This window comes from Serratia sp. L9 (genome assembly GCF_050632285.1).
GTDB lineage: Bacteria > Pseudomonadota > Gammaproteobacteria > Enterobacterales > Enterobacteriaceae > Chania.
Map to the genome: position 1 here is coordinate 996,634 of NZ_CP192591.1, position 26,520 is coordinate 1,023,153.

The 26,520-nt window shown below is 49.8% G+C and carries 23 protein-coding genes, 1 tRNA gene and 7 pseudogenes; 7 read left to right on the plus strand and 24 right to left on the minus strand.

The genetic code is table 11. The annotated features are described in order from the left end of the window. Positions 1 to 31: 31 nt before the first annotated feature. From ACQ86O_RS04640 to ACQ86O_RS04650, 3 genes and pseudogenes are all read right to left on the minus strand, one after another. Positions 32 to 823: a winged helix-turn-helix domain-containing protein gene (locus ACQ86O_RS04640; protein ID WP_431224312.1), complete on the minus strand. Its 792-nt coding sequence runs from the start codon at positions 821 to 823 to the stop codon at positions 32 to 34. Between the two features lie 332 nt (positions 824 to 1,155). Beyond that, positions 1,156 to 1,298 (minus strand): annotated as a pseudogene (locus ACQ86O_RS04645) (IS5/IS1182 family transposase); the annotation flags it as partial. A gap of 147 nt (positions 1,299 to 1,445) precedes the next feature. Then, positions 1,446 to 2,425: pseudogene (locus tag ACQ86O_RS04650) on the minus strand (IS3 family transposase); the annotation flags it as partial. A 74-nt stretch (positions 2,426 to 2,499) separates the two neighbouring features. Between ACQ86O_RS04650 and ACQ86O_RS04655 the strand changes: the two are divergent. Further along, a pseudogene (locus tag ACQ86O_RS04655) lies at positions 2,500 to 3,606 on the plus strand (IS3 family transposase). 232 nt (positions 3,607 to 3,838) lie between these two features. On the opposite strand, the gene ACQ86O_RS04660 reads toward ACQ86O_RS04655, so the two are convergent. From ACQ86O_RS04660 to ACQ86O_RS04700, 9 genes and pseudogenes are all read right to left on the minus strand, one after another. Continuing rightward, positions 3,839 to 4,654: a hypothetical protein gene (locus tag ACQ86O_RS04660; protein WP_431224313.1), complete on the minus strand. Its 816-nt coding sequence runs from the start codon at positions 4,652 to 4,654 to the stop codon at positions 3,839 to 3,841. A 306-nt stretch (positions 4,655 to 4,960) separates the two neighbouring features. Beyond that, a pseudogene (locus tag ACQ86O_RS04665) lies at positions 4,961 to 7,293 on the minus strand (primase-helicase zinc-binding domain-containing protein). Between the two features lie 12 nt (positions 7,294 to 7,305). Next, a complete protein-coding gene (locus tag ACQ86O_RS04670) occupies positions 7,306 to 7,629 on the minus strand; it encodes a DUF5375 family protein (protein ID WP_431224314.1) in 324 nt (107 codons plus the stop codon). Then, positions 7,622 to 7,885: a hypothetical protein gene (locus ACQ86O_RS04675; RefSeq protein ID WP_431225648.1), complete on the minus strand. Its 264-nt coding sequence runs from the start codon at positions 7,883 to 7,885 to the stop codon at positions 7,622 to 7,624. The genes ACQ86O_RS04670 and ACQ86O_RS04675 overlap by 8 nt, the downstream gene beginning before the upstream one ends. Positions 7,886 to 7,960: 75 nt before the next feature. Beyond that, positions 7,961 to 8,410: a hypothetical protein gene (locus ACQ86O_RS04680; protein ID WP_431224315.1), complete on the minus strand. Its 450-nt coding sequence runs from the start codon at positions 8,408 to 8,410 to the stop codon at positions 7,961 to 7,963. Next, a complete protein-coding gene (locus tag ACQ86O_RS04685) occupies positions 8,403 to 8,702 on the minus strand; it encodes a Derepression protein (RefSeq protein WP_431224316.1) in 300 nt (99 codons plus the stop codon). The genes ACQ86O_RS04680 and ACQ86O_RS04685 overlap by 8 nt, the downstream gene beginning before the upstream one ends. After that, positions 8,692 to 9,248 (minus strand): annotated as a pseudogene (locus tag ACQ86O_RS04690) (host cell division inhibitor Icd-like protein). The gene ACQ86O_RS04685 and the pseudogene ACQ86O_RS04690 overlap by 11 nt, the downstream one beginning before the upstream one ends. After that, positions 9,245 to 9,511 carry a helix-turn-helix transcriptional regulator gene (locus ACQ86O_RS04695; RefSeq protein ID WP_431224317.1) on the minus strand — a complete coding sequence of 89 codons (267 nt, stop codon included), beginning with the start codon at positions 9,509 to 9,511 and terminating at the stop codon, positions 9,245 to 9,247. Before ACQ86O_RS04695 ends, ACQ86O_RS04690 begins: the two are co-directional and overlap by 4 nt. 498 nt (positions 9,512 to 10,009) lie before the next feature. Next, the gene (locus ACQ86O_RS04700) at positions 10,010 to 10,225 is read right to left on the minus strand and encodes a hypothetical protein (protein WP_431224318.1); all 216 of its coding nucleotides are present in this window, start codon (positions 10,223 to 10,225) and stop codon (positions 10,010 to 10,012) included. 182 nt (positions 10,226 to 10,407) lie between these two features. On the opposite strand from ACQ86O_RS04700, the gene ACQ86O_RS04705 reads away from it, so the two are divergent. From ACQ86O_RS04705 to ACQ86O_RS04725, 5 genes are read left to right on the plus strand one after another with little or no spacing between them, the layout of a single operon-like run. Continuing rightward, positions 10,408 to 11,268 carry a hypothetical protein gene (locus ACQ86O_RS04705; protein WP_431224319.1) on the plus strand — a complete coding sequence of 287 codons (861 nt, stop codon included), beginning with the start codon at positions 10,408 to 10,410 and terminating at the stop codon, positions 11,266 to 11,268. Beyond that, the gene (locus tag ACQ86O_RS04710; protein WP_431224320.1) at positions 11,265 to 11,444 is read left to right on the plus strand and encodes an ogr/Delta-like zinc finger family protein; all 180 of its coding nucleotides are present in this window, start codon (positions 11,265 to 11,267) and stop codon (positions 11,442 to 11,444) included. Before ACQ86O_RS04705 ends, ACQ86O_RS04710 begins: the two co-directional genes overlap by 4 nt. Before the next feature lie 45 nt (positions 11,445 to 11,489). After that, entirely contained in the window at positions 11,490 to 11,663 is a 174-nt protein-coding gene (locus ACQ86O_RS04715; RefSeq protein ID WP_431224321.1) for an ogr/Delta-like zinc finger family protein, read from the plus strand. A gap of 5 nt (positions 11,664 to 11,668) precedes the next feature. Further along, positions 11,669 to 11,920: an ogr/Delta-like zinc finger family protein gene (locus ACQ86O_RS04720; protein ID WP_431225649.1), complete on the plus strand. Its 252-nt coding sequence runs from the start codon at positions 11,669 to 11,671 to the stop codon at positions 11,918 to 11,920. A 23-nt stretch (positions 11,921 to 11,943) separates the two neighbouring features. Beyond that, positions 11,944 to 12,531 carry a phage polarity suppression protein gene (locus ACQ86O_RS04725; protein ID WP_431224322.1) on the plus strand — a complete coding sequence of 196 codons (588 nt, stop codon included), beginning with the start codon at positions 11,944 to 11,946 and terminating at the stop codon, positions 12,529 to 12,531. Positions 12,532 to 12,713: 182 nt separating this feature from the next. Here the strand turns inward: ACQ86O_RS04725 and ACQ86O_RS04730 are convergent, their stop codons facing one another. The 3 genes from ACQ86O_RS04730 to ACQ86O_RS04740 all read right to left on the minus strand — a co-directional run bounded on the left by ACQ86O_RS04730 (position 12,714) and on the right by ACQ86O_RS04740 (position 15,525). Beyond that, positions 12,714 to 14,087 carry a hypothetical protein gene (locus ACQ86O_RS04730; protein WP_431224323.1) on the minus strand — a complete coding sequence of 458 codons (1,374 nt, stop codon included), beginning with the start codon at positions 14,085 to 14,087 and terminating at the stop codon, positions 12,714 to 12,716. A gap of 5 nt (positions 14,088 to 14,092) precedes the next feature. Beyond that, a complete protein-coding gene (locus ACQ86O_RS04735) occupies positions 14,093 to 15,268 on the minus strand; it encodes a tyrosine-type recombinase/integrase (protein ID WP_431224324.1) in 1,176 nt (391 codons plus the stop codon). Positions 15,269 to 15,430: 162 nt separating this feature from the next. After that, a tRNA-Sec gene (locus ACQ86O_RS04740) sits at positions 15,431 to 15,525 on the minus strand. Between the two features lie 173 nt (positions 15,526 to 15,698). Here ACQ86O_RS04740 and ACQ86O_RS04745 point away from each other — a divergent pair. Beyond that, positions 15,699 to 16,283: a DJ-1/PfpI family protein gene (locus ACQ86O_RS04745; protein ID WP_431224325.1), complete on the plus strand. Its 585-nt coding sequence runs from the start codon at positions 15,699 to 15,701 to the stop codon at positions 16,281 to 16,283. A 92-nt stretch (positions 16,284 to 16,375) separates the two neighbouring features. Here the strand turns inward: ACQ86O_RS04745 and ACQ86O_RS04750 are convergent, their stop codons facing one another. From ACQ86O_RS04750 to xylF, 9 genes and pseudogenes are all read right to left on the minus strand, one after another. Beyond that, positions 16,376 to 17,722 (minus strand): amino acid permease, encoded by a 1,347-nt coding sequence (locus tag ACQ86O_RS04750; protein WP_431224326.1) that lies wholly within the window; start codon positions 17,720 to 17,722, stop codon positions 16,376 to 16,378. A gap of 82 nt (positions 17,723 to 17,804) precedes the next feature. Beyond that, entirely contained in the window at positions 17,805 to 19,658 is a 1,854-nt protein-coding gene (locus ACQ86O_RS04755; RefSeq protein ID WP_431224327.1) for an Orn/Lys/Arg decarboxylase N-terminal domain-containing protein, read from the minus strand. Further along, entirely contained in the window at positions 19,613 to 20,215 is a 603-nt protein-coding gene (locus ACQ86O_RS04760; RefSeq protein ID WP_431224328.1) for an Orn/Lys/Arg decarboxylase N-terminal domain-containing protein, read from the minus strand. Before ACQ86O_RS04760 ends, ACQ86O_RS04755 begins: the two co-directional genes overlap by 46 nt. A gap of 61 nt (positions 20,216 to 20,276) precedes the next feature. After that, positions 20,277 to 20,642, minus strand: a complete 366-nt coding sequence (locus tag ACQ86O_RS04765) for a helix-turn-helix transcriptional regulator (protein ID WP_431224329.1) — start codon at positions 20,640 to 20,642, stop codon at positions 20,277 to 20,279. A gap of 62 nt (positions 20,643 to 20,704) precedes the next feature. Beyond that, the gene (locus ACQ86O_RS04770; protein WP_431224330.1) at positions 20,705 to 20,965 is read right to left on the minus strand and encodes a hypothetical protein; all 261 of its coding nucleotides are present in this window, start codon (positions 20,963 to 20,965) and stop codon (positions 20,705 to 20,707) included. 184 nt (positions 20,966 to 21,149) lie between these two features. After that, positions 21,150 to 22,326 (minus strand): annotated as a pseudogene (gene xylR / locus ACQ86O_RS04775) (D-xylose utilization transcriptional activator XylR). An 88-nt stretch (positions 22,327 to 22,414) separates the two neighbouring features. Continuing rightward, positions 22,415 to 23,598: pseudogene (xylH, locus tag ACQ86O_RS04780) on the minus strand (xylose ABC transporter permease XylH). Continuing rightward, positions 23,576 to 25,117: a xylose ABC transporter ATP-binding protein gene (locus ACQ86O_RS04785; RefSeq protein ID WP_431224331.1), complete on the minus strand. Its 1,542-nt coding sequence runs from the start codon at positions 25,115 to 25,117 to the stop codon at positions 23,576 to 23,578. The pseudogene xylH and the gene ACQ86O_RS04785 overlap by 23 nt, the downstream one beginning before the upstream one ends. A gap of 32 nt (positions 25,118 to 25,149) precedes the next feature. Then, positions 25,150 to 26,145, minus strand: coding sequence for a D-xylose ABC transporter substrate-binding protein (gene xylF / locus ACQ86O_RS04790; protein WP_431224332.1), 996 nt, complete (start codon positions 26,143 to 26,145; stop codon positions 25,150 to 25,152). Between the last annotated feature and the right edge of the window lie 375 nt (positions 26,146 to 26,520).

Consider the following 26,520-nt stretch of genomic DNA (forward strand, 5'->3'; position numbering starts at 1 on the left):
AAATTAAGATAAGCGTAGGGAATCAGCATGTTTAGAAGGAGTTTTGAGTCGGTATGATGTCTGAGGAGAAAACTGAGATGCAGGTTGGTAACGCTGAAGCTTCGTCATGACGACTGCAAGAGATAATTGAGGTGGCGGCAGCAATACTGCTAAAATTCGCGATGTAAATAACCGGGTGACCTGCGCAATCGATCACTTTCCCGGTGCTTTGATTGACCAGGGCAGGTGCCAGGGTTGAGGCTTCCTGATGGCTATAGATTGTGCAGCTTTGTTTTTTAAATGAAATGATATAACTATTGAACAGTTTGGTGTGGCTTCTATTAGTTTCATAGTTAATCAGTAGTACGTTGCTGATGAGTAGCACTAAGGCGAAAATAATCATCATTGCTTTGTATTTTCCGGTAACAATAAGGAGGGTCTTTGATGCTACTTTCAGGCATTCAGACGCGGGTTTTGTTTTTACGCGTGGTGATTTTTCAATGGTGTAGCTTATTTTTACTTCATCATTGATTTTAAAACCTATTTTTGGGACGGTGATGATAATATCTCTCTTAGAGTCGGGTGAGATGATCGTTAATGATTTCCGTAAGACATGAATACTTTGATACAGCGTATTGGGGGCAACTTCTTTCGCATCCCCCCAGACATAAGGATAAAAATCACGCTGAGAAACAGTATCATGATCATTTTCAAGTAACAGTTGCAAACATCGTGCACTAGATTCATGTAAAGTAAGGGTTTTAGTCGAATCATTTACCTGCATCAACAGGTTGTTATCTGGGTAGAAAACGATGCTATCGTTAATGACATACTGATAGTGCATAGGAACAGTCCTTTAGGGTAATAGTTATCTTAATGCGAGGCATTATCACGTTAACGGTATAACCATTAACGTTGTTATTGAGGGGTAGTATTTTAAATCAGCATGTTATTAAAAAATGCAGCCTTGAGAGTTTTCTCATTATCCAGTATGTGAGAGCAAATACAAGGCTTATCAGAGCATAGCAACGCATTAAAAAATTGCAGCATAAGTTAATTTTTTAGAGCCTGATTCTCTCTTGAGGTGCTGCGGGGTTATTAATTTTAGACAGCTGATGTGATGGCTTTGTTGAATAAATCGAATTTAGATAAAACATCAGCTTGTCAGCCTCTTCCTCAGGCAATTTGTACACTTTCTGGCATGCCTGCACGCGTCATTTTGTTTAAGCCACGGATCATGGCCATAGCCTCTCCGACTTGGGCATCGTAAGGTGTCCGCCGAACAGCTGTTTGACTCGGTACATCGCCGATTCCGCCAAACGCCAGTATTTTGAGCCTGTAGGCACGACCAGCAGATTGAGCCCCTTACCGATCGAAAACTTGTAGGGTTTGCTACGGGTATCAAGTGACGCTATGTTTGATTGTTAATGGTTTTTTGATCTTACCCACGAACAATGGACACACGACTAAGCGAGGGTCTGGTTTTCAAATTGTTCCGGGCTGAGTCCGCCACAGGCACTGTGGCGACGCCAGCGATTGTAATCGCACTCGATATAATTAAACACCGCCGTTCGCATTATTTCCCGGGTGGCAAAGCGCTCGCCGTGGATACATTCCACCTTCAGCGAGTGGAAGAAGCTTTCCGCACAGGCATTGTCGTAACAACAGCCTTTTGCGCTCATACTTCCACGCAGATTATGACGTTTCAGTAAGACCTGGTAATCCCCTGAACAGTACTGGCCGCCTCTGTCAGTTTGAACAATCACATTTTCCGGGCGCTTACGCCGCCACAACGTCATCTGCAATGCATCGCAGGCCAGTTGTGCCGTCATCCGCGATGACATCGACCAGCCGATGACGGCTCGCGACCACAGGTCAATGACCACTGCCAGGTAAAGCCAGCCCTCATCAGTGCGAAGATAGGTGATGTCTCCCACCCATTTCTGATTCGGTTCACTGGCGTAAAAGTCCTGCTTCAGCAGGTTTTCAGACACCGGCAGACCATGTTCACGGTAACTGACCGGGCTGAACCGGCGCGAGGCCTTTGCGCGCAGCCCCTGACGGCGCAAGCTGGCTGCAATGGTTTTGACGTTGTACGCCGGAAGCTCATCAGCAAGACGCGGCGCGCCATACCACTGTTTTGCGTCACTGAATGCCTTTCGGACAGCGTTATCGCAGATAAGACGGAACTGCCGACGCGGGGCTATCTGATGACGGCGCAGACGCCAGGCATACCAACCGCTGCGTGCAACACGGAGCACCCGGCACAGGGCTTTGATGCTGAACTCAGCCTGATGCTTTTCGATAAAGACATACTTCATTTCAGGCGCTTCGCGAAGTATGTCGCGGCCTTTTGGAGAATGGCCAACTCTTCATCCTTTTCAGCAAGTTGGCGTTTAAGGCGGGCAATTTCGGTGGACATTTCCTGCTCGCGTCCAGATGAAGATGTAGTCCCCCCTGAATTTAGTCTTACCGCTTAATGGAGTTCTCTGGTTAAAATACAACCAACGGAGGCTCATCATGAAGAAAGCGCGTTTCACTGAAACTCAGATCCTGAGGGTCCTGAAAGAAGTTGAAGGGGGTCGGCATGTGAAGGATGTGTGCCGTGAAAACGGTGTGTCGGAAGCCAGCTATTACAACTGGAAATCTAAATACGGCGGCATGGAGTCCTCTGATATCAAACGAATGAAAGAGCTGGAAGAGGAAAACCGTCGGTTAAAGCAGATGTATGCTTCCTTGAGCTTAGATCATGAAATTCTTAAGGATGTTGTTTCAAAAAACTTTAACGGTACCCGAAAAGCGTGAGTTGGTGCGTTACGTCATGACGGAACATCAGGCCAGCGAACGACGCGGGTGCCGGATTATCGGTATCAGTCGAAGCCTGTTGCATTATTGCCCGAACACAGTACGGGATCTGCCTGTGGTCGAGGCGCTACAAAAACTGGCACATCAGTATCCGGCCTATGGTTTTGGACTTATGTTCAATAAGTTACGCCAAGCAGGATTACTGTGGAATGCAAAGCGGGTTTACCGGATCTATCGATTGTTAAAACTCAACTTCCGACGCAAAGGAAAAAACGCTTACCGAACAGGCATCCACAGCCGTTGGTTATTCCACATAAAATGAACCACTGTTGGTCAGTTGATTTTATGAGTGATGCCTTGAGCGACGGGCGGCGATTCCGGTTATTTAACGTAGTTGATGACTTTAACCGGGAAGCACTGGCAATCGAAGTTGACTTGAATATACCGGCCCATCGTGTTGTGCGCATTCTGGAGCGATTAAGTGCAGAACGCGGCTACCCGACTTATATACGAAGTGATAACGGGCCAGAACTCACTGCCGCGGCCTTATCCGAGTGGGCAGAGATGCATGGAGTGATACTCGATTTTATTCAGCCCGGAAAGCCGATGCAGAACGGATTTATCGAGCGATTTAACAAAACGTTGCGAACAGAAATACTTGATATGTATCTGTTCAGAACATTGTCTGAAGTACGTGAACTAACAGAAGACTGGCGCACAGAATATAACGAGGAACGCCCGCATAGCTCACTGGGTGATATGCCACCGGTTATCTATGCGAGGCAAAAACTGGCCGGAGACCCTCATTGGCGGTGGTACTAAAAACTGGAGGGACTACAGAGACAGTTGACCTCGGGAGAACATAATTAACGGTAATTGCGGGTATTATAGGGGATTTACTTGAGACTGTGGAGTTCAGTAGAGGCAAACTGGCGGAAGATCACAGGAGTCGCAATTACAATCTAACTCATTGTTATTGTTTCAGATTAAAAGAAATTTATACGCATTGCTATACACATAACCTACTCGATGTGTACAGCAATGCTTTTTCTTATTAGTCAAGCCGCGTCACGACCTCGTTCATTGTGTAATGTACAAATTGCTTACCTAACTCAGTTAAAACGTATTGTTTAGTGTCCTCGAATGCTGATTCCATTGTTGAGGAGGTTTTCTTTACATGTGCCACTTGTTTTTGTTTAATAAAACGGCCATCTTCGGTAGTATTCCGAGCCTGTCGTATTACCCCTCCCGTTGACAGATCTCTAATTAACATACGGTACAGGTCAGCTTCCGCTGAATCTTCTCTAGGTATGCTTGCATATAAATTCGTCCAAATGTCATAACGCGTCACACCAGGTGTTTGATATATTATACGCATTACATGGAAATGTATTTCATGGTAATTGTTTAACCAATCAATAAATAATCTTATTATATCATCAGAACACAACTGTACACTCACTGCATTTGTTATCATATTAGATACTAACTTACGCTTTTCCTCTGTATCTGCTTCATTCCATACTCTAAAGCTTTTCCTTACCAGATCGAGATATTCTTCTGATTCAAGACGCTCGCTGATTTCATCACCAAGATTTTCAAATCGCAAGGCTATTGCATTAAGTGTTTGATTAAGCCGCTCTAATTTCTTATGGTGCTCTTCAAGCCATTTAGTCTGTAATGCATTGAGCTTAATATTACCACCTTCATTTTTATACGTAACCATTGCGCCAATAAAACCGCCAACCCATGGAATACTCCCTACTGCTGCTAAAGCGAAATTTTCAGCAAGTCTTTTTTTATTTGAGGGATTTAGACTATCTATCTCATCCCTAACATTAACAACATCAAAAAAATCATCTTTTTCCATTTTATTCCCTTTGTGATTAATAATACTGTTATCGAATTATACGAATATATAATTTTTTAACTGAGATATTTGTCAAAGAGTTGAGTGCATGACTATGTAATAACCTCGACATCGAGAGTGTTAAGTAATGACTACGGAAACCAAAAAAACTTTTTTATAGAAAACCGTTCACACTGTTCACTGAGGATTTTTATTTAATATATTCATAATGTTAAGCTGTGAATGGTCTATGAACAGTGAACAGTGAACACTTCACTTTTGGCGATTTTCAGGTAAAAAAGACCGGCGAACGCCGGTCTGGGTAGGTTATTTCGCTGTCGGGTCATCACATTTCGGGAGCCAATCGGCGTTGCTTTCCTCCCTGAGCGCGAGATTGGTCTGCATCCCTTGATTTGTTCGCCGCTTCTCGTAATTCAGCCCGTACTCTTTCAACATCGCCGCCAGTCCTTTTCCGAACATCGTCAGGCTGAGGGTGTTCTTATAGCCGTGGGCCTCCATATAGACCAGATAGGCGTGATACAGGTAGACACGCGGCTGGCGCGGAATGATGTTGCCGTTCCCCATATACATCCCATCGGGCCCCGGTAACGCCTCCAGGTAGCCACAAAAATCAAAGGTCGGGTCAGCGTCTCGCTTGATGCTGAGCGCCTCGTCGGAGTTTTGCTGCGATTGGAGCAGTGTGCGGGCGATCATCGGATCACTGTACTGCTGCATAAGCTGGCGCACAATCACGGCCAATTCGCGGGCGATTTTGTCCTTAAGCTGCGGGTCGCGCTCCTCTGGGGCAATCTGTTCCGGGAAATGCAGGATAACCCGGCGGCGGGAAACGCCACCGCTACGGTCGGTAAAGCGCATCGGGTTGTTGTTCACCGCCAGAATGACCGCCGGAATATGCGTGGAATAGGCGTCACGGTATTTCGGGTCGACTGAAACCGCATCACCTCCGGTAATAGCCTTAAGCCCTGCACCGTCACCGCTCCACTTCTCCTGGTCAGGCAAACGTATCAGCGAGAAACCAATCAGCGCAGCGCGTTCGCGGGGGATTCCAGCGTTTCGATGGTGGCCGATGTGGCGTTATCCTCACCGGCCAGCAAGGTCGCAATTTCGGCCAGAATACTTTTCCCGCTGCCACCGGGACCGGTCACCTCGAGAAAGAGCTGCCAGTCGTAGCGGTTCGCCAACACCATAAACAGCGCTGCGAGTATCACGTCGCGCTTTTCTGCCCGGCCACCGGCGGCCCGGTCAAGCCAGCGCCAGAAATGCGGTGCATGGGTTTCCAGCGTTTCGCCCTCCACCGGCGGGGTAAAATCGACATCACAGAGCGTGCGCAGCCAGTGTGATTTCTGGTGCGGGCTGAATGTTCCGGTGACGGTATCAAGTACGCCGTTGCGAAAGCCAATCAGACGCCGTGCCGGGCTGCCTTGTTGGGGAATAATCAGCTTTAGTGTCTCCACCACGGAGGCAATTTTACCGGACGAGAACGAGGCACGCAGACGCAGAAAAAGCGCGGCCACATCGCGATTGAAGTCTGAGGGCGAAATAATCTTCCATATCCCTGCGTCATAACGGGAAAGGAGTTGGCCGTTAGCGTCTACGGCCAGCGCTTCGCCGTAATGCTCATGCACCCGCATCGCCTGTTCACTGGTGCTCATGGCGGTAAACTCGGCTTCGCTCATGGAGTCGAACGGACTGGCGACCGGGGGCGTGATAGCGTCATACAGCGCCTTGCGGGTGGCCTCCTCACCGTGCTGCATAAAGGCGTCATTCCAGTCACCGAACACCGGCGGCAGGGCGATAACCCCGTCACAGGCTTCGGCGGCCAGGGTGGCTTTGTTCTGGCCGTCGCTATTGAGGTCACGGTCGGCGGCCAGCACAATCTGACAGCCCGGACACTGACTGCGGGCGAGGCTTGCCAGAGAAAGGAGGTTCACGGAAGAAAGTGCCACTCGCACGGTTTCCCCGGTCAAGTGATGCACGGTGAGCGCCGTGGCATAGCCTTCCGCTATCCACAGGCGTTTTCCCGCCTGTTTCTGCCCCTCAAGGGTGTGGTAGGCCCCAGAAACTTGACCGCCCTTCAAGGTGCGCTTAAGCCCCTCGGCGTTGATAAGTTGGAGGTTCACCAGTGCGCCCGCTTCATTATGCAGCGGTACGGCCATATCACCGGCCTGATACGCGACGCCGCCAGTTTTGTGTGTGGCCGTCAGCACCGGGCATTCCCGACCGGGGAAACCTTTGCGGGTCAGGTAGGCGTTGCCGGTGGCCGCGTGGGTTTTCGCGAGGAGTTTGGCCGCCAGCGCGGCGGCCGCTTTCCGGCTGGCGTCGCTTTCTGCCGCAGTGACAGCCAACGCCTCCGGTGCGACCGGTGACAGGTGGCCGCTGATGGCGTTCACCTTGCTGGCGGCCTCTGCCGGATTCACACCAAACACCTTTTCAACTAGCTTAAGCCCATCCCCCGCGCCACACTGATTACAGAACCATGTGCCGCGCCCTGCTTTATCGTCAAACCGAAAACGGTCTGAGCCACCACAGACCGGGCAAGCCTGATGACGGTTTTTCACCACCTTCACCCCCAGCGCCGGGAGAATGCGCGGCCAATGGCCGCACGCTTGTTTTACTGTTTCCGTTACGTTCATTTTCATGGTGGTTTTCCCTCAGTGCCGCACCGACGTTGTCAGGTGACGGGCGCACAATTCATCCATCACGACCAGCCCAAGCAAGGAGAGCGACGGCACGGCATTGAGCGGGCTTGTTTCGATTAAATCTTCCAGCAAGGCACAAGCAATCTGTCGGCCCTTCTCCTCGCCGTGCTGGCGCAGGTAAAAACCTTCTACCTCACCGGCGATAGCACTTTCCAACGCCTCAAGGGTTAACGGCGTGTAACTGTGCTGGTGCTCACACAGGGCCAGCCAGGCACAGGCCACGGCGCGGCGATAGAGTGCCGCGTGCAGGACAGGGGGAACGGCTGTTTCATACATTGCCCTCCCCGGTCAGCCAGCGCTGGTGACAGCGTTCGACCATGCCGTCAAGCTGGGTGGTCATCAAGTAAATCACCGAGGTGAGCTGTAACCGTTGCGCCGGGTCACGGCGAACGGTGGTGCAGTCCTGTTCTTGCATCAAGGTGCCGACAAACTGGCCGACGTTTCGCAAATGCTCCAGGCATTCGAGTTCAGCCTGACTGATAACGTGCGGGTGTTTATTCTGTGACAATGTTCGTGCGGTAATAATAGGCATAGACATCATTCGTCTCCTGAGCACGTGCGTATCCCTGCGCGAATACGCACATGTATTTTTCGTTATTGTTGTTAATTACAGATAATGGCGATAATGATTATCCGGTGTTAATTCCTTTCCTGTTTTTTGAATGTCCCGCCATTGACGCGCCAGAGGTAAAGACTGTTTCACCGGGGGGCGTTCTGTCGGGTAATTATCGATATTTTTCGCCCGCCATTGCTGTAATACCGGGTCAATGGTTATTTCTTTCAGAACGACATGGCGATTTTCCGGATTACGTTTAAACAGGTCCGGACGCACACAGGTATATTCCCGTAAAAAACGACTGAGCGGTATGTCGATAATACGACCATCAATAATAAGACGAATAAGAATGGTGTATTTCCGGCGGTAAGGGTTCCAGACCACATCCGGACAGCGGTACGGTAAATCCCACGGAATGCCGTCAGCCAATACCCCCACCACCGCCACTTCAGGAAAGCCCGTAGAGCGGTAGTTCTCACCCGGTTGAGGAAAGTCAAACATGGCGTTCACCTCCCATTGGAGAATGCTGGACAAGAAAATCGCGGCACAACCCTTTGGTTTTAAGCTCCTCCAGAACAAAGCTGATGTCGTCATGCAGGTAGCTTAAAATATGCGGCATACAGAGTTGATGCAGACCCGCCGTTTCTCGCTGCGCCACATCCAGCCCGACAAACTGTGAGACTGCATTGGCGCGGTTGAGTTTATGGTAAGCCTCAATGCTCAGGTGTGCCTGAGTGTTAGCGGGAGCGTCACTACGCGCCAAGGCGGTTTGCGGGGTGTTTTTAGTGTGCATGTGACACCTCCGCAACTGGCAGGCGGGCCGCCAGGGAAAGCACATAATCACGAACAAGGGAACGGCGGGCGGTGTTCTCGTCACCGGCCACGGTGCGGAGCATACAGATGCGGGGCTTACGGTCAGTGCGACGAATGGCCGCGAACACAAAGACAAACTGCGAATGAGACAGGGTGAGGGTTGTAGCCATAAGGGCAAACTCCTGTGAATAGCGGTTAACGCCACCACCGGAGTTCCTACACTCATGGGTGGTGACCCGAACGGGGGTAGGAATACCGGCTTCACAGAATACCGGCCAGCCCGAAGACTGCCCCGCCCGGGCCACCATTATCTGACCAGTGCTACGGTGTAAACACCACAGCCCGAAAAATGGGTGTACCTGAGCTACGACGTAAAAAAGACGCATGGCGCGTCTGGTGTCGCCTGTGAATTACACGGGTTCCTACGCCCGGCTGCCGATTTTGCGACAGCGGGAAAACTATAGCTGCAAATCACGAAAGAATGCAAGCCAGAAAAAGGGGCTTTTGGCGAAATAGCCTGTTTCATGCATCGTACCCTCGGCCACGTTCAGCGATGCGGTCGGCCATCCATGCCGTGATTTCTGATTGAAGCCAGGCCACGTTTTTCCCTCCAAGGTTTACCTGGGTCGGAAAGGCATCATCCTTGATAAGCTGATAAATCGTGGAGCGAGAAAGCCCGCATTGGTGAATGACTTCAGGCAGGCGCAAAAAACGTTCAGGAACGCCGCTGGAAACCAGCATCGGTGGGGCTACAGGTACAGGAGACGAAGAAGAAAACGTGGTGTGCATTGAGCTACCTCATAAAGTCCATGCGGTGCCGATCGTGTTCGTCCGGCTTCGAGTAGCTCTCTATTTTGTGAATATTTTCCTCCAATGCAACAGATGAAAGACGCGTCGTAGAGCGACTCTGTTTGTTATTTAAACACTGAGATTAAATAATAAAAAATAATCGCCACACGACGCGCTGAGACATTCATGAAAAATGATTGATAGGTGAATTCTATTAAAGTGAATAAATTAAATGATACAAACATTGAATAAATTAATAATACGGATTCTTTTTTAGGTGAACAGTAGTGAACAGTGGGTGAATACTTTTGCATCCACTATTCACCACTTAACTTACTGTATTACTTATTTTTTCCTTCTAAGTGAAGAGTAGTGAACAGTTATATATATAAAAATAATCAGAGAAAGGGGTTCTGAGACCTTTCTCTGGCAAGCCGTCTTTTACAAGGGCATTGAGTCAAGTGGGCTTCCCTGGCCTGGGCGCGTAATGCTGGCGGGTTAGCAGTTAGTCAGCATAGACGGGATTGTAGTGAATTTATTTGCTGCCGGTGTTGCGGGGTCCCCTTCCGAAGACAGCACCAACTGCCCGACACGGAATTCGTTTTTTCCTGATTTCTGCGGGTTGCGAAGCGCCACCACTATGCCCTCCGCTAATAGACAGGCGTCGCGTTCATTCAGGATGATGTGTTCGTTATTGAGTTTTAATGTCAGCACGGCTATTCCTCATATGTTTGGTTTTGGTCTTAAACAACACCTTCAGATTACCTGATTGAAAAAGAGATGTTAGGCGCTGCCGTTGTGCCTTAGACCAGACTTCCGCCCTCAATGGTGGTGTTGTCTGGCACCTCACATAATAGGGGCATACCAACACCACGAGACTCGCAGGATAAAAGCCCATGAATATCGATAACGCCGTTCACAGCATCAAGCAATACTTTCAAAACACGCCAACTGAGCAAGTGAATGCCGATGTCCTGGCCGGAACGATAGCCAAAGCCCTCAATATCGATATTGAGAGCGAACAGTCACAGGATAAAAAACTGTCCGACGCCGTTCAGGTCTTTCTCGATGCCAAGGCAAAACATCAAGCTGACAGCGAAGAGATGGGCAATATCCTCACGGCCATTGAAAACTGCCAGCAACAGAAGCGGGCTGCAAAGGAAGAGGGTCAGAAAGCCGAGGGAGATTGGCGTTTACGCTTTCGCCAGCTACGCGGTGCGATAACCGACGAAATGAAACAGCAACATCTTGAGCGTATCGCCCAGCGTGAGCTGGCCGGAGAACTTGACGGACTGCTTGCCGAGCTGGCACTCAATAAAGACCGCAAAGCGCTTGAATGCTCCGCTTCTGCCAGTACATTACGCCTTGCTCATAAAGAGGCGCTGGTCATTTATGCACAGCGGGAGTTTACTCGCGCACTGCCGCTATTGGCCGGATTTGCCCATGCCTTTAAATTGAAACGTCATGCGCTGGAGCTGGAACAATATTTCGTTACGCAAAACGGGAGGTTCAGCGAATATAACAGAGATATCGAGAAAGATATCTTTAGAGAGGTCAATGAGTACCTTAAACAACTGGCCGACATTTATCCCTTTGATGTGAATAATGCACCTGAATTGGCCAAGATAGGCATTAGCACACCGCAGGTCAACTACACCAATGATAAATTCCTGTCATCACCGTGCGCACGTAATCGCGCATTTAATGAATTACGTGAGCGAGAAGCACAATTTAAACAACAGGACTCCCTGTCATGATTAATTGCCCGTTATGCCAAGGCACAGCAAAAACGCATGCCATTCGCTACCAACCTGACGGGAGCAAAGACAGTGATATTCAATGCCAGAATATTGAATGCTCTGCCACCTACCGGACAAAAGAGACTGTTTATCGGGTTATCCGCGAACCGGTAACACAGCCCGCACCACATTAACCCACCGGGAGGTAACACCTCCCCCGTTTTAAAAAGGTTATCACTATGTTTATTTGCCCTGCCTGCAAACGCAAAATAAACACCAAAAGTACGCGCACGCTGACCGAGAACACCAAGGAGAAATATTATTACTGCCACAACAAGGCCTGTTTGATGGCATTTAAAACCCTTGAGGGACTGGAAACCTTTATTCGCATACCCGACAGGAAAGCATCATGATAATCATGTACCCCTGCCCGGCGTGCCATAATAAGGCTAAAGCGCGAACCTCACGGACGCTGTCTGCACACATCAAAGAGAAATATTATCGCTGCCATAATCCCGCGTGCTTATGCACATTCAAGACCTATGAATGTTTTGAGCATTTCATTACGACAACCAGAGACCCGACTATAAAGCCAGACCTCCCTATTCAGGAGTCTGCACAGCAGCCCCTTACGCAGCCCATCAGGCGTTATTCAATGCGTCTGGAATAACCCGCTTTAACGGAGTAGAAATAATGTCATCCTCGCAATTACAAAGCGCTTACGATAAATACCAGACTACGGAAGCGGCCTGGAAGCACAAAAAAGAACAGCGTGAAGAAGCACACGAGCAGCTTACCGAGCAGCTCGAAAATGGCCCACCTTATGATGACGCGCAATTGCGGTACTTGCGTGAGTTTATTGACGTCATGCAATGGAATATCACGCTCTCCGCTGGCAGCGTCCTGCGCGCCCATGACAGCGTTCAGTGCATCAGTGTGAGGAAACAGCTCAATACCTTTATGCAGCAGAATGGAGAAGCGCTGACAAGCGCGTTAGCCCCGGTGCTAATGAAACTGTCGCGCAGTTCAGGCACCAAACGCAATGAGGTTATCCGCGATGCATTGGGATTTATTCAGGAGGCGTTGCTGGCCTATCTGGCGGTACACCCTGACATTCACTACGTGGCCGAGGATAGCGACATTCTCACCGCCGTTGGGCTGTATCCTGACACCACCGCGATGAACGATAACCGGCGATTTTATACCCCGGCGCAATCCCATACTTACGCCAACAGAAAAGCGGCACTCGAACGCGAAAAACCGACCATAAATCTGCAATAATCGGCGTAATTAATCCCTGCATGACCGTGCATGGTTTTGCCTGGGTAATGACGTGATTTTTGTATCCTGCCGTGCCAATCCTGGCGCGGCTTTGGTGCATCCATGCAACTGCATTAAAAGCGCCCCATGAAGCGGGCAGGCGAGGCGGGGATAGCATTGCGCGCTAAGATCGCGACAACAATTTATTTATCCTTTATGGCATTTTCTAAAAAGTCGAAGAACTCTTTTACTAACTGATCATTGTTATCGCTAGTGAAGCTGCGTTTATAAAATCCAATACATGCAGAGAAAATGGCTCTGCTTGTTAATTCGCTATATCTTGAAGAATATAATGGCTCTACCCCACGATATAAAGACCACGCGCCGTGAGTAATATTAGACCTGATTTCATACATTTCTTTCGAAACCTTAGCCCAGTCTTTTTCATCAGGGTAATAAATGGAGACTAACGACGATACACGGCTTACGAAGTTTTTTGTTGTAGACTCGTCCTTTTTCTCGCTTGGAAGGCTTACTAATCGTTCTAAAGCTGTTGCTAATTTTACTATACGTGAACTATCATCTTTATCTTGTTGGGCGCTGCTAAATAAATAAATGGCATCAATCAATCGGTCAGCAATTATTGTTCTCTCATTGGGTTCTATGGCTAGATCTATTAGACGAGACAGCACCGTCCCTAAGTCTGAATTATAATCGCTTTCAAACTTATCCCAGAATTTGTCGCTCCAAGTTATTCTTCCTTTGGAGGAATGATTATAGTTGAAATCATTATTTGATATTCTTGTGAAGTAAAAACCTTCATAATTAGGATATGGACTCGTTGAAAGACTCAAGAAATAAGGTGATATGTGATAATGCTCACTGAACAATTGGAGTATTCCAACTGCAAATCCTGCAATGTTTTTAGCAATTCTCTCTCGACTTTTCTTAGAGCGCTTGCTAACTGGAATTCGTAAAAAATGTTCGTAGTGATATTTATGTGCAGAGCAAAATCTTTTGGATAATGATATTTGTTCTTCTGTAAGTGTATCATTAATCATTGAGTACATATGCTGTGCTGATATAATCTCAGCGCGACCAATGGATATCTTTTCTTTATCAAGACCATGGGCTAAAATTGGGAAGAAGAAATCTTCTTGCGCCATTTCTCTCTTTGTTATTTTTAGTGCCTTATTGAGTAGTTGGGTGTATCCTTTTATACCATCTTCACCGTTATCGATGAAAACATGAATATAAAGAAATTTCTTTAAGTTTTCCACAAATTCATCAACAGTGATAAGCATTTCCAATCTATTTGATTTTATAAACCTTTCAGATATTAAATGTAATTTCTCATTTGAGGCGTATGAAAGATGTATTTGTCGTTTAGGGACTCTTATATTTTTTGGAATTAATTCAGTCGGTGCATTTATTGTCATTCCGAGTGAACCAAAATTCCTGTTGTACTCTTGATTATAAAACTCCCTAAAGTTAGGTGAGCCTAATTCAACATCTATTCTATATGCCTCTGAGATAATAAAGTCAAAATCTCTTACATCATCTAAACTTGCGCTCATAATTTTCACCTTTGATGTTCAGTGAAAAGATCACTATACCATTGCATCATATTTGCTCGATCTTCAATATATTGAGCATGATTGTAAATACCGCGAATTTTATTTTTATCAACATGCGCTAGTTGCATTTCAATCCATGCACTATCAAATCCTCTTTCATGTAAAATTGTCGACATTGTATGCCTGAATCCGTGACCTGTCGCACGTCCTTTGTAGCCTAGTAATTCAATTACCTGTGACACACTTTCTTTAGAGATCGGTTTACTACGATTATTTCTACCAATAAAAATGTAGGGGTAATGGCCGGTAATAGGCTTGAGCTGCCTGAAAAGATCGATCACCTGAGTAGATAGAGGCACAATGTGAGGCCTACGCATTTTCATCCGTTCTGCGGGTATTTCCCATATCCCCTTTTCAAGGTCTACTTCTTCCCACGTAGCAAAGCGCATTTCCTGAGTTCTTACTCCAGTTAGCATAACTATCTTCGTTGCATTTTTCGTGATGATGCTACCGGTATACGCTTCCAAATCCCGGATAAAGTGAGGCAACTCTTCTGAGGTAAGAAAAGGATGGTGTTTTTGCTTTGGTACGGCCAGAGCGATGGCTAAATCAGGCGCAGGATTGTATTCAGCCCGGCCAGTTATAATTGCATAGCGATAGACCTCTCCACATCTTTGGCGCACTTTTCTGGTCTTCTCCAGCGCTCCACGCTTCTCTATTCGTCGTAGCACCTCGAGTAGTTCCAGCGGTTTAATCTCACTTATAATACGCTTGCCAATGAACGGGAAAACATCTTGCTCAAATGTTTTAATGATTTCTTCGCGGTAGGCCACTGTCCAGCGATCGGCTTTATTTGAGTGCCACTCCCGACATATAGCTTCAAATGAGTTTTCTGTTGAGAGCTGCTGTGCCAGCTTTTGAGCTTTGCGTTCTTCGACTGGATCAATGCCATTTGCTACCTGCTTGCGTGCTGTATCGCGTTTGTCGCGAGCCTCTGAAAGCGAGACGAGACTGTAGGAACCAAATGACATTAACCGGGCTTTACCTGCAAGCCGGTAGCGGAACCTCCATCCTTTGCTCCCGTCGGGATTTATGAGCAAGGATAAGCCTTGTCCATCATTGAGGGTGTAGGGCTTGTCTTGTGCCTTAGCGCGTCGGATTTGTATGTCTGTAAGTGGCATGTGTATAAGTGAAATCTGTGTATAAAAAAATTATACACAACACTATACATATTTTTCGTGGATTTAGGGAGATTCCCTCGGAATGATACGGATGGCATTATTAGATAACTTGCTGTAAATAATGGTTTTAAAGGACTTTATCGGACATTGGGAGATGATATTTGGCGGAAGATCACAGGAGTCGAACCTGCCCAGGACCGCTGGCGGCCCCAACTGGATTTGAAGTCCAGCCGCCCCACCGGGGACGAAGATCTTCCTCTGGGAATCGGAAGCAAGAAGCGATTATAGCGCGAATCCCCCTTGGCGCTAAGGGGGAATTAAAGTTTCCGCGATCCCCTTCTTACACTTCACCTCCAGGCAAAAAATCCATGTAGATATCTGCTAGTCTGACCGGGCCCGGGTTATTAACCCGTCCATTGCTGGAGATGCTATGACCAAGAAAGTTGCCGTCCTGCTGAGCGAAGGATTTGAAGAGGCCGAGGCGGTTATCGTGATCGACGTGTTGCGTCGTATGGAGATTGAAGTGGAGCTGCTGTCCTGTCTGGATCGGCTGGAGCTACGCAGCTATCACCAGATGCGTATGTTCGCCGATGCTCTGTTGGAACGCCGCATGGACCAAGTGTACGACGCCGTGGTGATCCCCGGTGGGCCACAAGCGACCATCGATATGGCAGCAAACCCGCTGGCCGTGGAGTTTATCCGTCGCCACGATCGTGCTGCCAAGCTGATCTGCCCGCTGTGTTCCGCCGCCGCACGCGTGCTGGCTACCAATGGGCTGCTGCAAGGCCGCCGCTATGTCTGTTCGGGCGATCTCCACCTGGAGATCGAAGATGGAACCTATGTGGCAGAAAAGGTTGTCGAAGATGGCAACCTGATCAGTGGCCAAGGGCTGGGGGCAGCGTTTGATTTTGCCCTGACCATCGCTTACCGTCTGACTGGCGATCGCCTGACCACGCAAGAACAAGCTGCACACATCTATCACGAAAACTGGCAAGTCCCACAGGCAGTGCATTAATCCACACTGCTGCTAATCAGGCGCGGCACAGTTTGCGCTCTTCGGCCCCACGCCGGGAGCGGCAATTGTTACCGCGCTTTCTGTTTTTTAGCCTACTCCTCACTCTCCAGATACAGCGTTTTCACCCCACTCTTGCTGCGCTTTGCGGCCACCAGCGCATATAACGGGATGGTGAGCATCATCATCAATACCCCCCAGAACATGGCATTACTGCCCGATCCAAACAGGGCAAACAGGCTGTAAAGAATGCCGATCACCGCCAAGGTGCAGTAGAAAATAAAACCGCCGCCTTTATTCAATGACTTGGCCACCATAATGATCGGCAACGCAACCAGCGCGTAAATATAGGGCAGCAGCGAGGCAAACACCGACATCAGCACAATGACCTGGAACTGTTTTGCCAGATTAGGTGAAGCCGTTGTCAGTAAGACCAGAGTCATCAGTACACCAGTAAAAATCAGCCCCTTCATTGGCACATCATTCTTATTCACCACGGCAAAGAATTGCGGGAATAACCCCTGCTTAGCCCCTGCCTTAGGCGCTTCAGACTGTAAGATCAACCAGCCGGAGATCGAACCGAAACAGGCGATAACACTCAGTGCGGAAACCACTTCTCCGGCGAACTGACCAAACATGTAACGGGCTGCATCGGCAAATGGCGCGGCAGAATTCACCAGTTCGCTGTGCGGCACCAACCCCATGATCACCGAGCAACTGGTGACATAGCACACGGCGGCAATCAGCAACCCCAGCACCGTCGCCTTGGGGACGGTGGATTCGGGGTTTTCCACCTGCCCGCTGGAAACCACAGCAGACTCCACGCCCAGAAATCCCCACAGAGCCAGAGAGGCTGCCGAGAGAATAGCCGAAGCGTCGCTGCCCTTGGTGCCATTATAAACTTCAGTAAACAAAGCGGGCTTAAACCAGAACCAGCCGACAAAACCAATCCCCAGCACCACAACCAGCATGCAGCAGGCGGTAAACGACTGGGAACGCCCGGCAACGTTGGCCCCTAACGAAGCCAAACCTACAAATCCCCAAAGGATGACAATGGCGGTAATCGAACTGACCAGCGGGTCCTTGAGAACGGGAAAGAAGTAACTGAGGTAGCCGACACCGGCGACCAATAGCGCCACATTGCCCACCCAGGCACTGATCCAATAACAGATAGTGGTCTGAAAGCCGATAAACGGCCCGAAAGCATCACTGGCATAGGCGATAATGCCGCCATCACGCGGCGTGACCATACTGTTTTTTGCAAATACCAACGCCAGGGCAATCACGCCGACAATGGTGATCACCCAGCCAAACAGAGAGATAAAGCCGATGCCTGCCAAGTTGGTCGGCAACATAAAAACGCCGGACCCCATCATGTTGGAAGCGGTAACCAATGTCAGGGCAACCAGCCCCATTTTTTTCACGGAGACGCTACTAGCCATAATATTCCCCATCATTATTGAGTGGATTCAGATGTTGAAAAGGGGTGCATGTCGCACCCGTTGGGATAAAACACGCGCGCGATTAAAACATTGCGTAGATAGGGTTCTTTTCGGCGGGATCCTTAAGCACGTTGGTGGGGGTTTCTTTGATGCAGCGCACCCAGTAAATGCCCTCCTCATCAACTTCCACGCCCTGTAATTCGTGTTCAAAGCCGGGGAAACGCTGGCCGAAGGTCTGTAATGCAACCAGGTAATCGACGATGGCCTGCGATTCAACTGTGACTTTTTCGCCCGGCATGATCAGCGGGATACCCGGTGGATAAGGCGTGATCATGACACCAAGCGTGCGGTTGTTGATTTCGGCGGCTTTTACCCGCTCGGTTTTATCCGCAATCAGGCATTCATAGGCCTGCGAGGGGGTAAGGACGGGAATAGCCTCCATAGAGCAGGCCAATTCAGAGAGTTCAGAGATCCTCAGTTCAATATTTGCCTGATGGATAGCCCGGCATAAATCGCCCAGCCCCATGTCTTGATAGCCAGGCGCGCTGGCGGCAACCTCAGGAAGAATGGTGGCCAGTGGCGTGTTGTCATCATGATGGTGTTTGAACATCATCAGCATATCGATCAGGGTATTCCATTTACCCTGCGTAGAGCCCAACGCAAACAACACCAGAATGGTGTAATCGCCATTTCTGGCCGGGATAATGCGTTGCGTATCCAGATATTTGGCGACCACCGGGGCAGGAATACCAAAATCGCTCATTTGCCCCTGGGCGTTCAGGCCCGGGCAAGTGATGGTCACCTTGATGGGATCAAGCATTGCATAACCTGCGGGCAAGTCGCCAAAACCATGCCATGCATCGTCTGAACGCAGTTGCCAACAGGTGGGATCGTTGGCGAGCACCTCATCGGGAACCTGAGTGAAGGGTATTTTTTTACCCTCTTGCAGTAAGGTGACCGGCTGCCAGACATCGAAGAACCATCCTTGCGGGTTTTCTGCCTTGAGCTTGTCTGCAACGGTCACCAACGTTTTGCGAAAGCTGATGGCATCGGCAATAGCTTCCGCCACCAAGGTTTTACCAGCCTCCCCTTCCATCATGGCCGCAGCCACATCCATTGAGGCGATAATCGGGTAAAAGGGTGACGTGGTGCCATGCATCATGAACGCCTGATTAAAAATCTCGTAATCCACCGGGGCACGGTTGCTATTACGGATATGTATCATCGAGGCAGAAGAAAAGGCCGCCAACATTTTGTGAGTCGATTGCACAGCATACAGCGTCGGGCCGTTGTCTCTGTCGCGCGGCACGTCCATGGCGAAACGCCCACGATACAAAGGATGGAATTTCGCGTAGGCGTACCAGGCCTCATCAAATTTTATCCGTGGCACCGATTTACCCAGCTTTTGGGTAAGGGAGGTCACGTCATAAATCAAACCGTCGTAAGTACAATTGGTGATAACGGCATAGGCGGGGAACGGATCTTCGGCCTGATAGGCCAGAATGCTGTCGTCGATTTTTTGCCGGATCACCCTGATTTCAAACTGATCGGGCGAGATAAGGCCAATAATACCGAGTCCGTTACGTGCGGGCTGGAAATAGACCGGTGTAGCCTGAGTAATGGTCAGCTCATGGTTAACCGACTTGTGGCAATTGCGGTCAACCAGGATGATCTTATCTTTTAGATTAATCGAGTGCCCCACAATCTGGTTCGACTGTGAAGAACCACCGGTCACATAGTAGGTTTTGTCCGCGCCGAATAACGTGGCCGCCCGCTTTTCTGATTCACCCGGTGCGCCCTTGTGTTCAAGCCAGTCCCCCATTTCCGGCGTGGAAATGCCAATATCCGCCCGCATCAGGTTTTCACCAAAGTAGTTGATGAACTCACGGCCTACCGGGTGTTTAAGGTAAGCAACGCCCCCTGGTGGCCAGGGCAATCCCAGTAATAGGGGCTATCCTGAGCATAATTTTTAAGCGCAGAAAAATAGGGTGGCAGCAGATTTTCAATATACTGGCGGGTAGCCAGGTGAATGCGGCCAGCAATAAATCGGGGTGTATCCTGGCTGATATTGATGTACTCATGGATTTCCTTGATGAAATCTACCGGCAGGCGGCCTAATAAGGGTTGCTGAGAAGAAAAGAATATCGGCACCCGGCCGTTTTTAGCCCGGATGATGCTTATGACATTCTTGATAAATGTTGTGCCATTGTGGTTATTACCTGCACCGCACTCATTAATAATAATACACCCGATGCCAGACTCTTTTCTGGCCATCGCCAACGCGGTTTCTCTCGTTTCGGCGTGAATAAAGTGGTAGTTATTTAGCGTCAGCGCCTCTTTTATCTCTTGCAGAGGGTTGTCAACCTGTATTTCATCATTGCTGATAGAGATGATCAATATTGGAAATTCAAGATTACTTGCATAACTCATGGTATTGCCTCTCCTTGCTTGCATTTTTTTGATTATCAACTGGCGATACCAGATGACGATCATGAGCTTACTCGGCGGAGGCCAGAAATAAACTGTACCAAAGGTACAGTTTTTATAGCGTCATTTACCTTATGATATAGCAGGGTTTAGAAAATAAAGGCGGAATATAGAATTGCCATTGGCGCGCCCTGGCAAATAAAATAAACTCTTTGGTAGTTTCACACTGCGTTTTAGCCAGTATATTACTCTTGTGGAATTTTACCGTCCTTAGCGTCCTGTTTAAAATGTTGGCAACTTCTTTCTCCGCTAGCCCTTGCAGTAGAAGGAATGCCACCACCCACTCCTTTTCAGAGAAAATATCCGAGGGGCAAATAGTGGTTAACTTACCCATGTCATCCCGAGAGACAAAAAAGCGGGGTGTGACAGCGTTGAGCGGCTTGATATGGCTGATAACACCGCAGATATTGGCATGCTTGTCATAGTAAGGCATACGTTCACAATAAAAAACGCTGAGTATTCTGTTAGCGCCTATGGGGAGGATGCCTATTGCCTCTACTTTTTTCTCTCCTTAATCACACGCTGATCATGAGCAATAATAAAAAGTTTAAATGGTGCCAATGCAGAAGGTTTCCCCTCTTTAATCGGTTTGAGTAATAAGCCGTATCTGGCATTGGCATAGACAAGGCCTTTATGAGCGTCCTTTAAACACCATGCCTCATCGCTTGCCTCCCACGCAATTAAAACCTCCAAAGGAATAGCAATTTCTAACAAGTTTAATTTTGCAATAATATTTTCCATAACAACACGAGACATTTTTTCACCTTCAATCCTTGATGCCAACAGACGGCAACAGAGTGTAAAACGCCCGGAGCAGACTAACAGAAGGTAAATCTGAATAGGTAATATTTAAAGTAACGATTTAACCGATATAAAAAAGCCTTCACGGGATAGCGAAGGCGCAGGGGTAAATAACATTGTGGCAGCGATGACAGAGAGATTAATACCCTACTTCACCATAGCGATCGCGGCACTCTTTGGGGGTCATGTCATAGCCTTTCCTGAACACCGAATAGAAATATTGCAGTGAAGGGTAACCGCACATCTGGGAAATCTCGTTGATGGGCAACGAGGTTGCGGTGAGTAAATTGCGGGCGCGATCGAGTTTTTCTTCATGGATCACGTTATGGATGGTCTGCCCGGTTTCATCCTTGAAGCGCTTTTCCAGATTGAGCGGGACATGCCCACCGCGTCCAGCACCTGCTCCACCTTGATCCCCTTGCAGGCATGGTAGCGAATATAGTGCATGGCCTGGATCACCGCCGGGTCGCGCAACGAGCGGAAATCAGTAGAACGGCGCTCAATCACCTTCACCGGTGGCACCAGAATGCGTTGCAGCGGCAGCTCCCGCCGATCGAGCAACTGGTGCAGCAACTTGGCGGCACGATAACCCATCTGGCGCGTGCCCTGGGCCACGGAGGAGAGGGCCACACGCGAGAGATATCGCGTCAATTCCTCGTTATCGATGCCAATTACGCACAGTTTTTCCGGTACCGGGATGTCCAGATGCTCGCACACTTGTAGCAGGTGGCGCGCCCGCGCATCGGTGACGGCAATAATCCCGGTTTGCTGCGGCAATGTCTGCACCCAGTCCGCCAGGCGGTTCTGCGCGTATTGCCAGTTCTCGGGCGCGGTTTCCATCCCCTGATAAACCACACCCTGATATTGCTCCGCCGCCACCAACTGCCGGAAGGCATGTTCGCGCTCCTGCGCCCAGCGTTTACCCCCTCAACCGGCAGGCCATAGAAGGCAAAGCGGTTGAGCCCTTTCTCTTTCAGATGCATAAACGCCGCTTCCACCAAGGCATGGTTATCGGTGGCGATGTAATGCACTGGCGGGTAATCCTGCTCCAGATGATAGGAGCCACCGACACCGACCAGCGGCACCTTGACGTTATGCAACAGTTGCTCAATATCCCGATCGTCGAAATCGGCGATCACACCATCCCCCAGCCAATCCTTGATGTTATCAATGCGGCAACGAAAGTCCTCTTCGATAAAGATATCCCAGTCACTCTGCGACGCCTGTAAATACTCCCCTACGCCTTCCACCACCTGGCGGTCATACACTTTATTGGCGTTGAATAGCAGCGTAATACGGTAGCGCTTTTTGAACATGGGAACTCCCCAAGAATGAATACAGCTCTCTGAATAGCACAACCTTTCAGAGAGCTGGAAAAATGCCGCCGCAATTGTGAGGCAGCACTTATACCCGGCGTTTGGTCGCAGAATCCATCCACACCGCCAGCAACAGAATTGCACCTTTGACGATGTACTGCCAGAACGTCGGCACGTCCAGCATACTCATGCCATTATCCAGCGAAGCCATGATGAATGCCCCCATCACTGCCCCCGCCACGCTGCCGATCCCCCGGCCAGGCTGGTGCCACCGATCACGCAGGCGGCGATGGCGTCCAGTTCGGCAATATTGCCAGCGGAAGGTGAACCGGCCCCCAGGCGTGAGCTGAGGATCAGCCCGGCAATCGCCACCATCAGGCCGTTGATGGCAAACACCGCCAGCTTGGTGCGCTCAACGTTAACCCCGGAAAGCCGTGCGGCGTCGATATTGCCGCCAATGGCATAAATACGCCGGCCAAAGGCAGTACGTGTCGCCATAAAGATCCCGGCCAGCATCAAGGCGGTCAGGATCAGCACCGGCGTAGGGACACCGCGATAGTCATTGAGCAGATAAATCGCACCCAGCACCAGTATCGCCAGGATGCTCTGCCGGGTCACATCGCCACCTGCTGGCGTTACTGGCAAACCAAGCTGCGCCCGCTTACTGCGCCGCCGCCACTGCCAGGCCACAAACAGCATCAGACCAACGGCACCTATGCCGAACCCCAGCCCGTCAGGCAGGTAGCTCTGGCCAATCTGCGACATGGCACCGCTGGTTGGTGCGACGGTGGTGCCATTGGTAATGCCGATCAGAATGCCGCGAAACGCCAACATGCCCGCCAGAGTGACGATAAACGAAGGCACCTTGCGATAGGCAACCCACCAGCCATTCCATGCCCCCAGCAGCAACCCCGCCACCAGCGTGACCACAATGGTCAACGGCAACGGCCAGCCGAACCAGACGTCGAAAATCGCCGCCGCGCCCCCCAGCAGCCCCATCATGGAGCCGACGGAAAGGTCGATCTCCGCCGAAATAATCACAAACACCATGCCCACCGCCAGAATGCCGGTGATCGCCGTCTGGCGCAGCAGATTGGAGATGTTACGGGCGCTGAGATAGGCCCCTTCGGTGGTGAAGGTAAAGAACAGCATGATGACGACGATCGCCGCCAGCATGACGAACACCTGCAAGTTGACGGACTTGAGCCCGAACAAGGGTTTTTTCTGCACTACCGGTGGCAGGCTTGCTTCAGATTGCGTGCTTTTCGACATGTGTCTCACTCCTCAAGGCCGCTTCCATTACCTGTTCCTGGGTCAGACCGGCGTTCACCAAATCAGCTTTGATCTGCCCTTGGTGCATCACCAGCACCCGATCGCTTAACCCCAGCACTTCCGGCAGTTCGGAAGACACCACAATCACCGCAATCCCTTGCTGCACCAGTTGGTTGATTAACTTGTAAATCTCCTGTTTGGCACCAATATCGATGCCGCGCGTCGGCTCATCCAGAATGAGGATTTTTGGGTTCAACAGCAGGCACTTGGCCAGGATGGCTTTCTGCTGGTTGCCGCCGCTCAGGCGGGCAATGGCCAGCTCAGGGGAAGAGGTTTTCACCCGCAGCCGCGCCAGCGATTGCTGGATAGTGGCCTGTTCCTGCGCATCATCCAGCACGGTTAACGGCCCACTGAAATCCCCCAACGCTGCCAGCGTCATGTTGGCCCCCACGCCCATCACCGGCACGATGCCGTCGCGTTTGCGATCTTCCGGCACCATGGCGATGCCATACCCCATCGCCTGACGGCAGTTGCTGATGGTGGCGGGTTGCCCTTCGATAAGGATGTTGCCCTGCCAGCGTCCTGGATAGGCCCCAAACAGGCACTGCATGGTTTCGGTACGCCCAGACCCCACCAGCCCGGCCACACCGAGGATCTCCCCACGCCGCAGGGTGAAAGACACGTCATCCACCCGGCGGATATGCCGATTGACCGGGTGCCAGGCGGTGAGGTTCTCCACCTGCAGGATCACCTCACCAATGTCATGGGGTTCCTGCGGATACAGTTCCGTCAGCTCACGGCCAACCATCATGGCGATAATGTCGTCCTCGCTCATGCCCAAAGCTGGCCGGGTGCCGATATGCTTGCCATCGCGGATCACGCAGATAAAGTCCGAGATCGCTTTCACTTCATTCAGCTTGTGGGAGATGTAGATACAGGCAATACCGTGATCGCGCAGATCCGCAATGATCGCCAGCAGGGTAGCCGTTTCACTTTCGGTCAACGAGGCCGTAGGCTCATCCAGCACCAGCAGGCGCACCTGCTTGTTCAGCGCCTTGGCGATCTCCACCAGTTGCTGCTGGCCCAACCCCAACTCGCCCACGCGGGTATTGGGGTCTACCGCCAGCTTGACCTGCGCCAGCATACGCTGGCAGCGCAGATACATATTGTCGTAATCCATCAGCCCATAGCGGCCCCATTCATTGCCGAGAAACATGTTTTCCAGCACCGTCATCTGCTTTACCAGGGCCAGTTCCTGGTGAATGATGGCAATGCCTTTCTGCTCGGTATCACGAATGGTTTTCGCCGTGATGATATCGCCCGAAAAATAAATATCGCCCTGATAACTGCCGTGCGGATATATTCCGCACAGCACTTTCATCAAGGTAGATTTCCCTGAGCCATTTTCACCACACAAGGATAATACCTGGCCGGCCTCTAATTGCAGACTGACATTATCCACGGCTTTCACTACGCCGAATTGCTTAGTGATATTTTTCATTTCTAACAGGCAGGGCATTATTCACTCCCCCAAGATGGCTTCACCAGGAATTAATTAAGATCGGCTTTTTTATGGAAGCCATCAGCAATAATGGTGCTGTCGATATTCGATTTATCTACCTGAACCGGTGTTAATAACCAGGCAGACACTTCTTTACTGCCATTATTTAATTTGGCGTTAGATTTTGGCTGCTCCCCTTTACCCAGTTGCACTGCGATATCCGCCGCTTCGTCAGCCAGCTTGCTGATCGGTTTATACACAGTCATGGTCTGGGTGCCCGCTACAATGCGTTTTACCGCCGCCAGATCGGCATCCTGGCCGGAGATAGCCACTTTGCCCGCCAACCCCTGCGCCGCCAATGCCTGAATCGCCCCACCGGCAGTAGCATCGTTGGAAGCCACTACCGCATCGATATGGTTATTGTTGGCCGTCAGGGCGTTTTCCATAATCTTCAGCGCATTTTCCGGCAGCCAGCCGTCGACCCACTGGTCGCCCACCACCTTAATCTTGCCGCCGTCGATCAGCGGTTGTAACACGGTCATTTGGCCCTTGCGGAACAGCTTGGCGTTATTGTCCACCGGGGAACCACCCATCAGGAAATAGTTACCCTGCGGCACGCGCTGCACCAGGCTTTGCGCCTGCATCTCACCGACTTTTTCATTATCAAACGAGATGTAGAAATCGATATCGGCGTTATTGATCATACGGTCATAGGCCAGCACTTTGATCCCTTCACGCTTCGCCTCGCTGATGACGTTACTCAGCACCTGGCCGTTATAAGGAATGATCACCAGCACATCAACGCCACGGTTGATCATATTCTCAATCTGCGCCATCTGGGTTTCTTCATTGCCGTTGGCCGACTGAACGAATACGTCAGCCCCCAGGGATTCGGCTTTTTTAACAAAGATATCGCGGTCTTTCTGCCAGCGTTCCAAACGCAGGTCATCGATAGCCATACCGATTTTAATGTCTTTACTGTATCCCGGTTGGCTGGCCAGCAGCACAAGTGCACAAGCAGAAAGAAGAAGTGGTTTGAATTTCATCTTATGACCCTTTAGTTGTGTAGGGAAATAGTGATACCCATCGTTTTCATCGTGCATAAATTGCTTAGCGATGGATATAGATTGCGAAACTTCCAGTGGATTGTTATCGCTTGCTGCCTATTCAGCAATTACAGATTTTTACCGGCTAATTATGATTTTTGGTTTAATGTTAGATTTATGTTTTTTTATGATAGCGATCATGTTTTGCACAGATGAAATAACAACAGCCTCAGTAAAAATGAGCGGTGTCATGAATAAAGCGAATTATGAGATCCCGCGCACATTTAATAATTCTGTGAATTTAAGTGTGAAATAACGTAATTGAGCAACTCCCGAGTTACTCCGAAGATAACGTCACCGCACCGTTACCAAGGA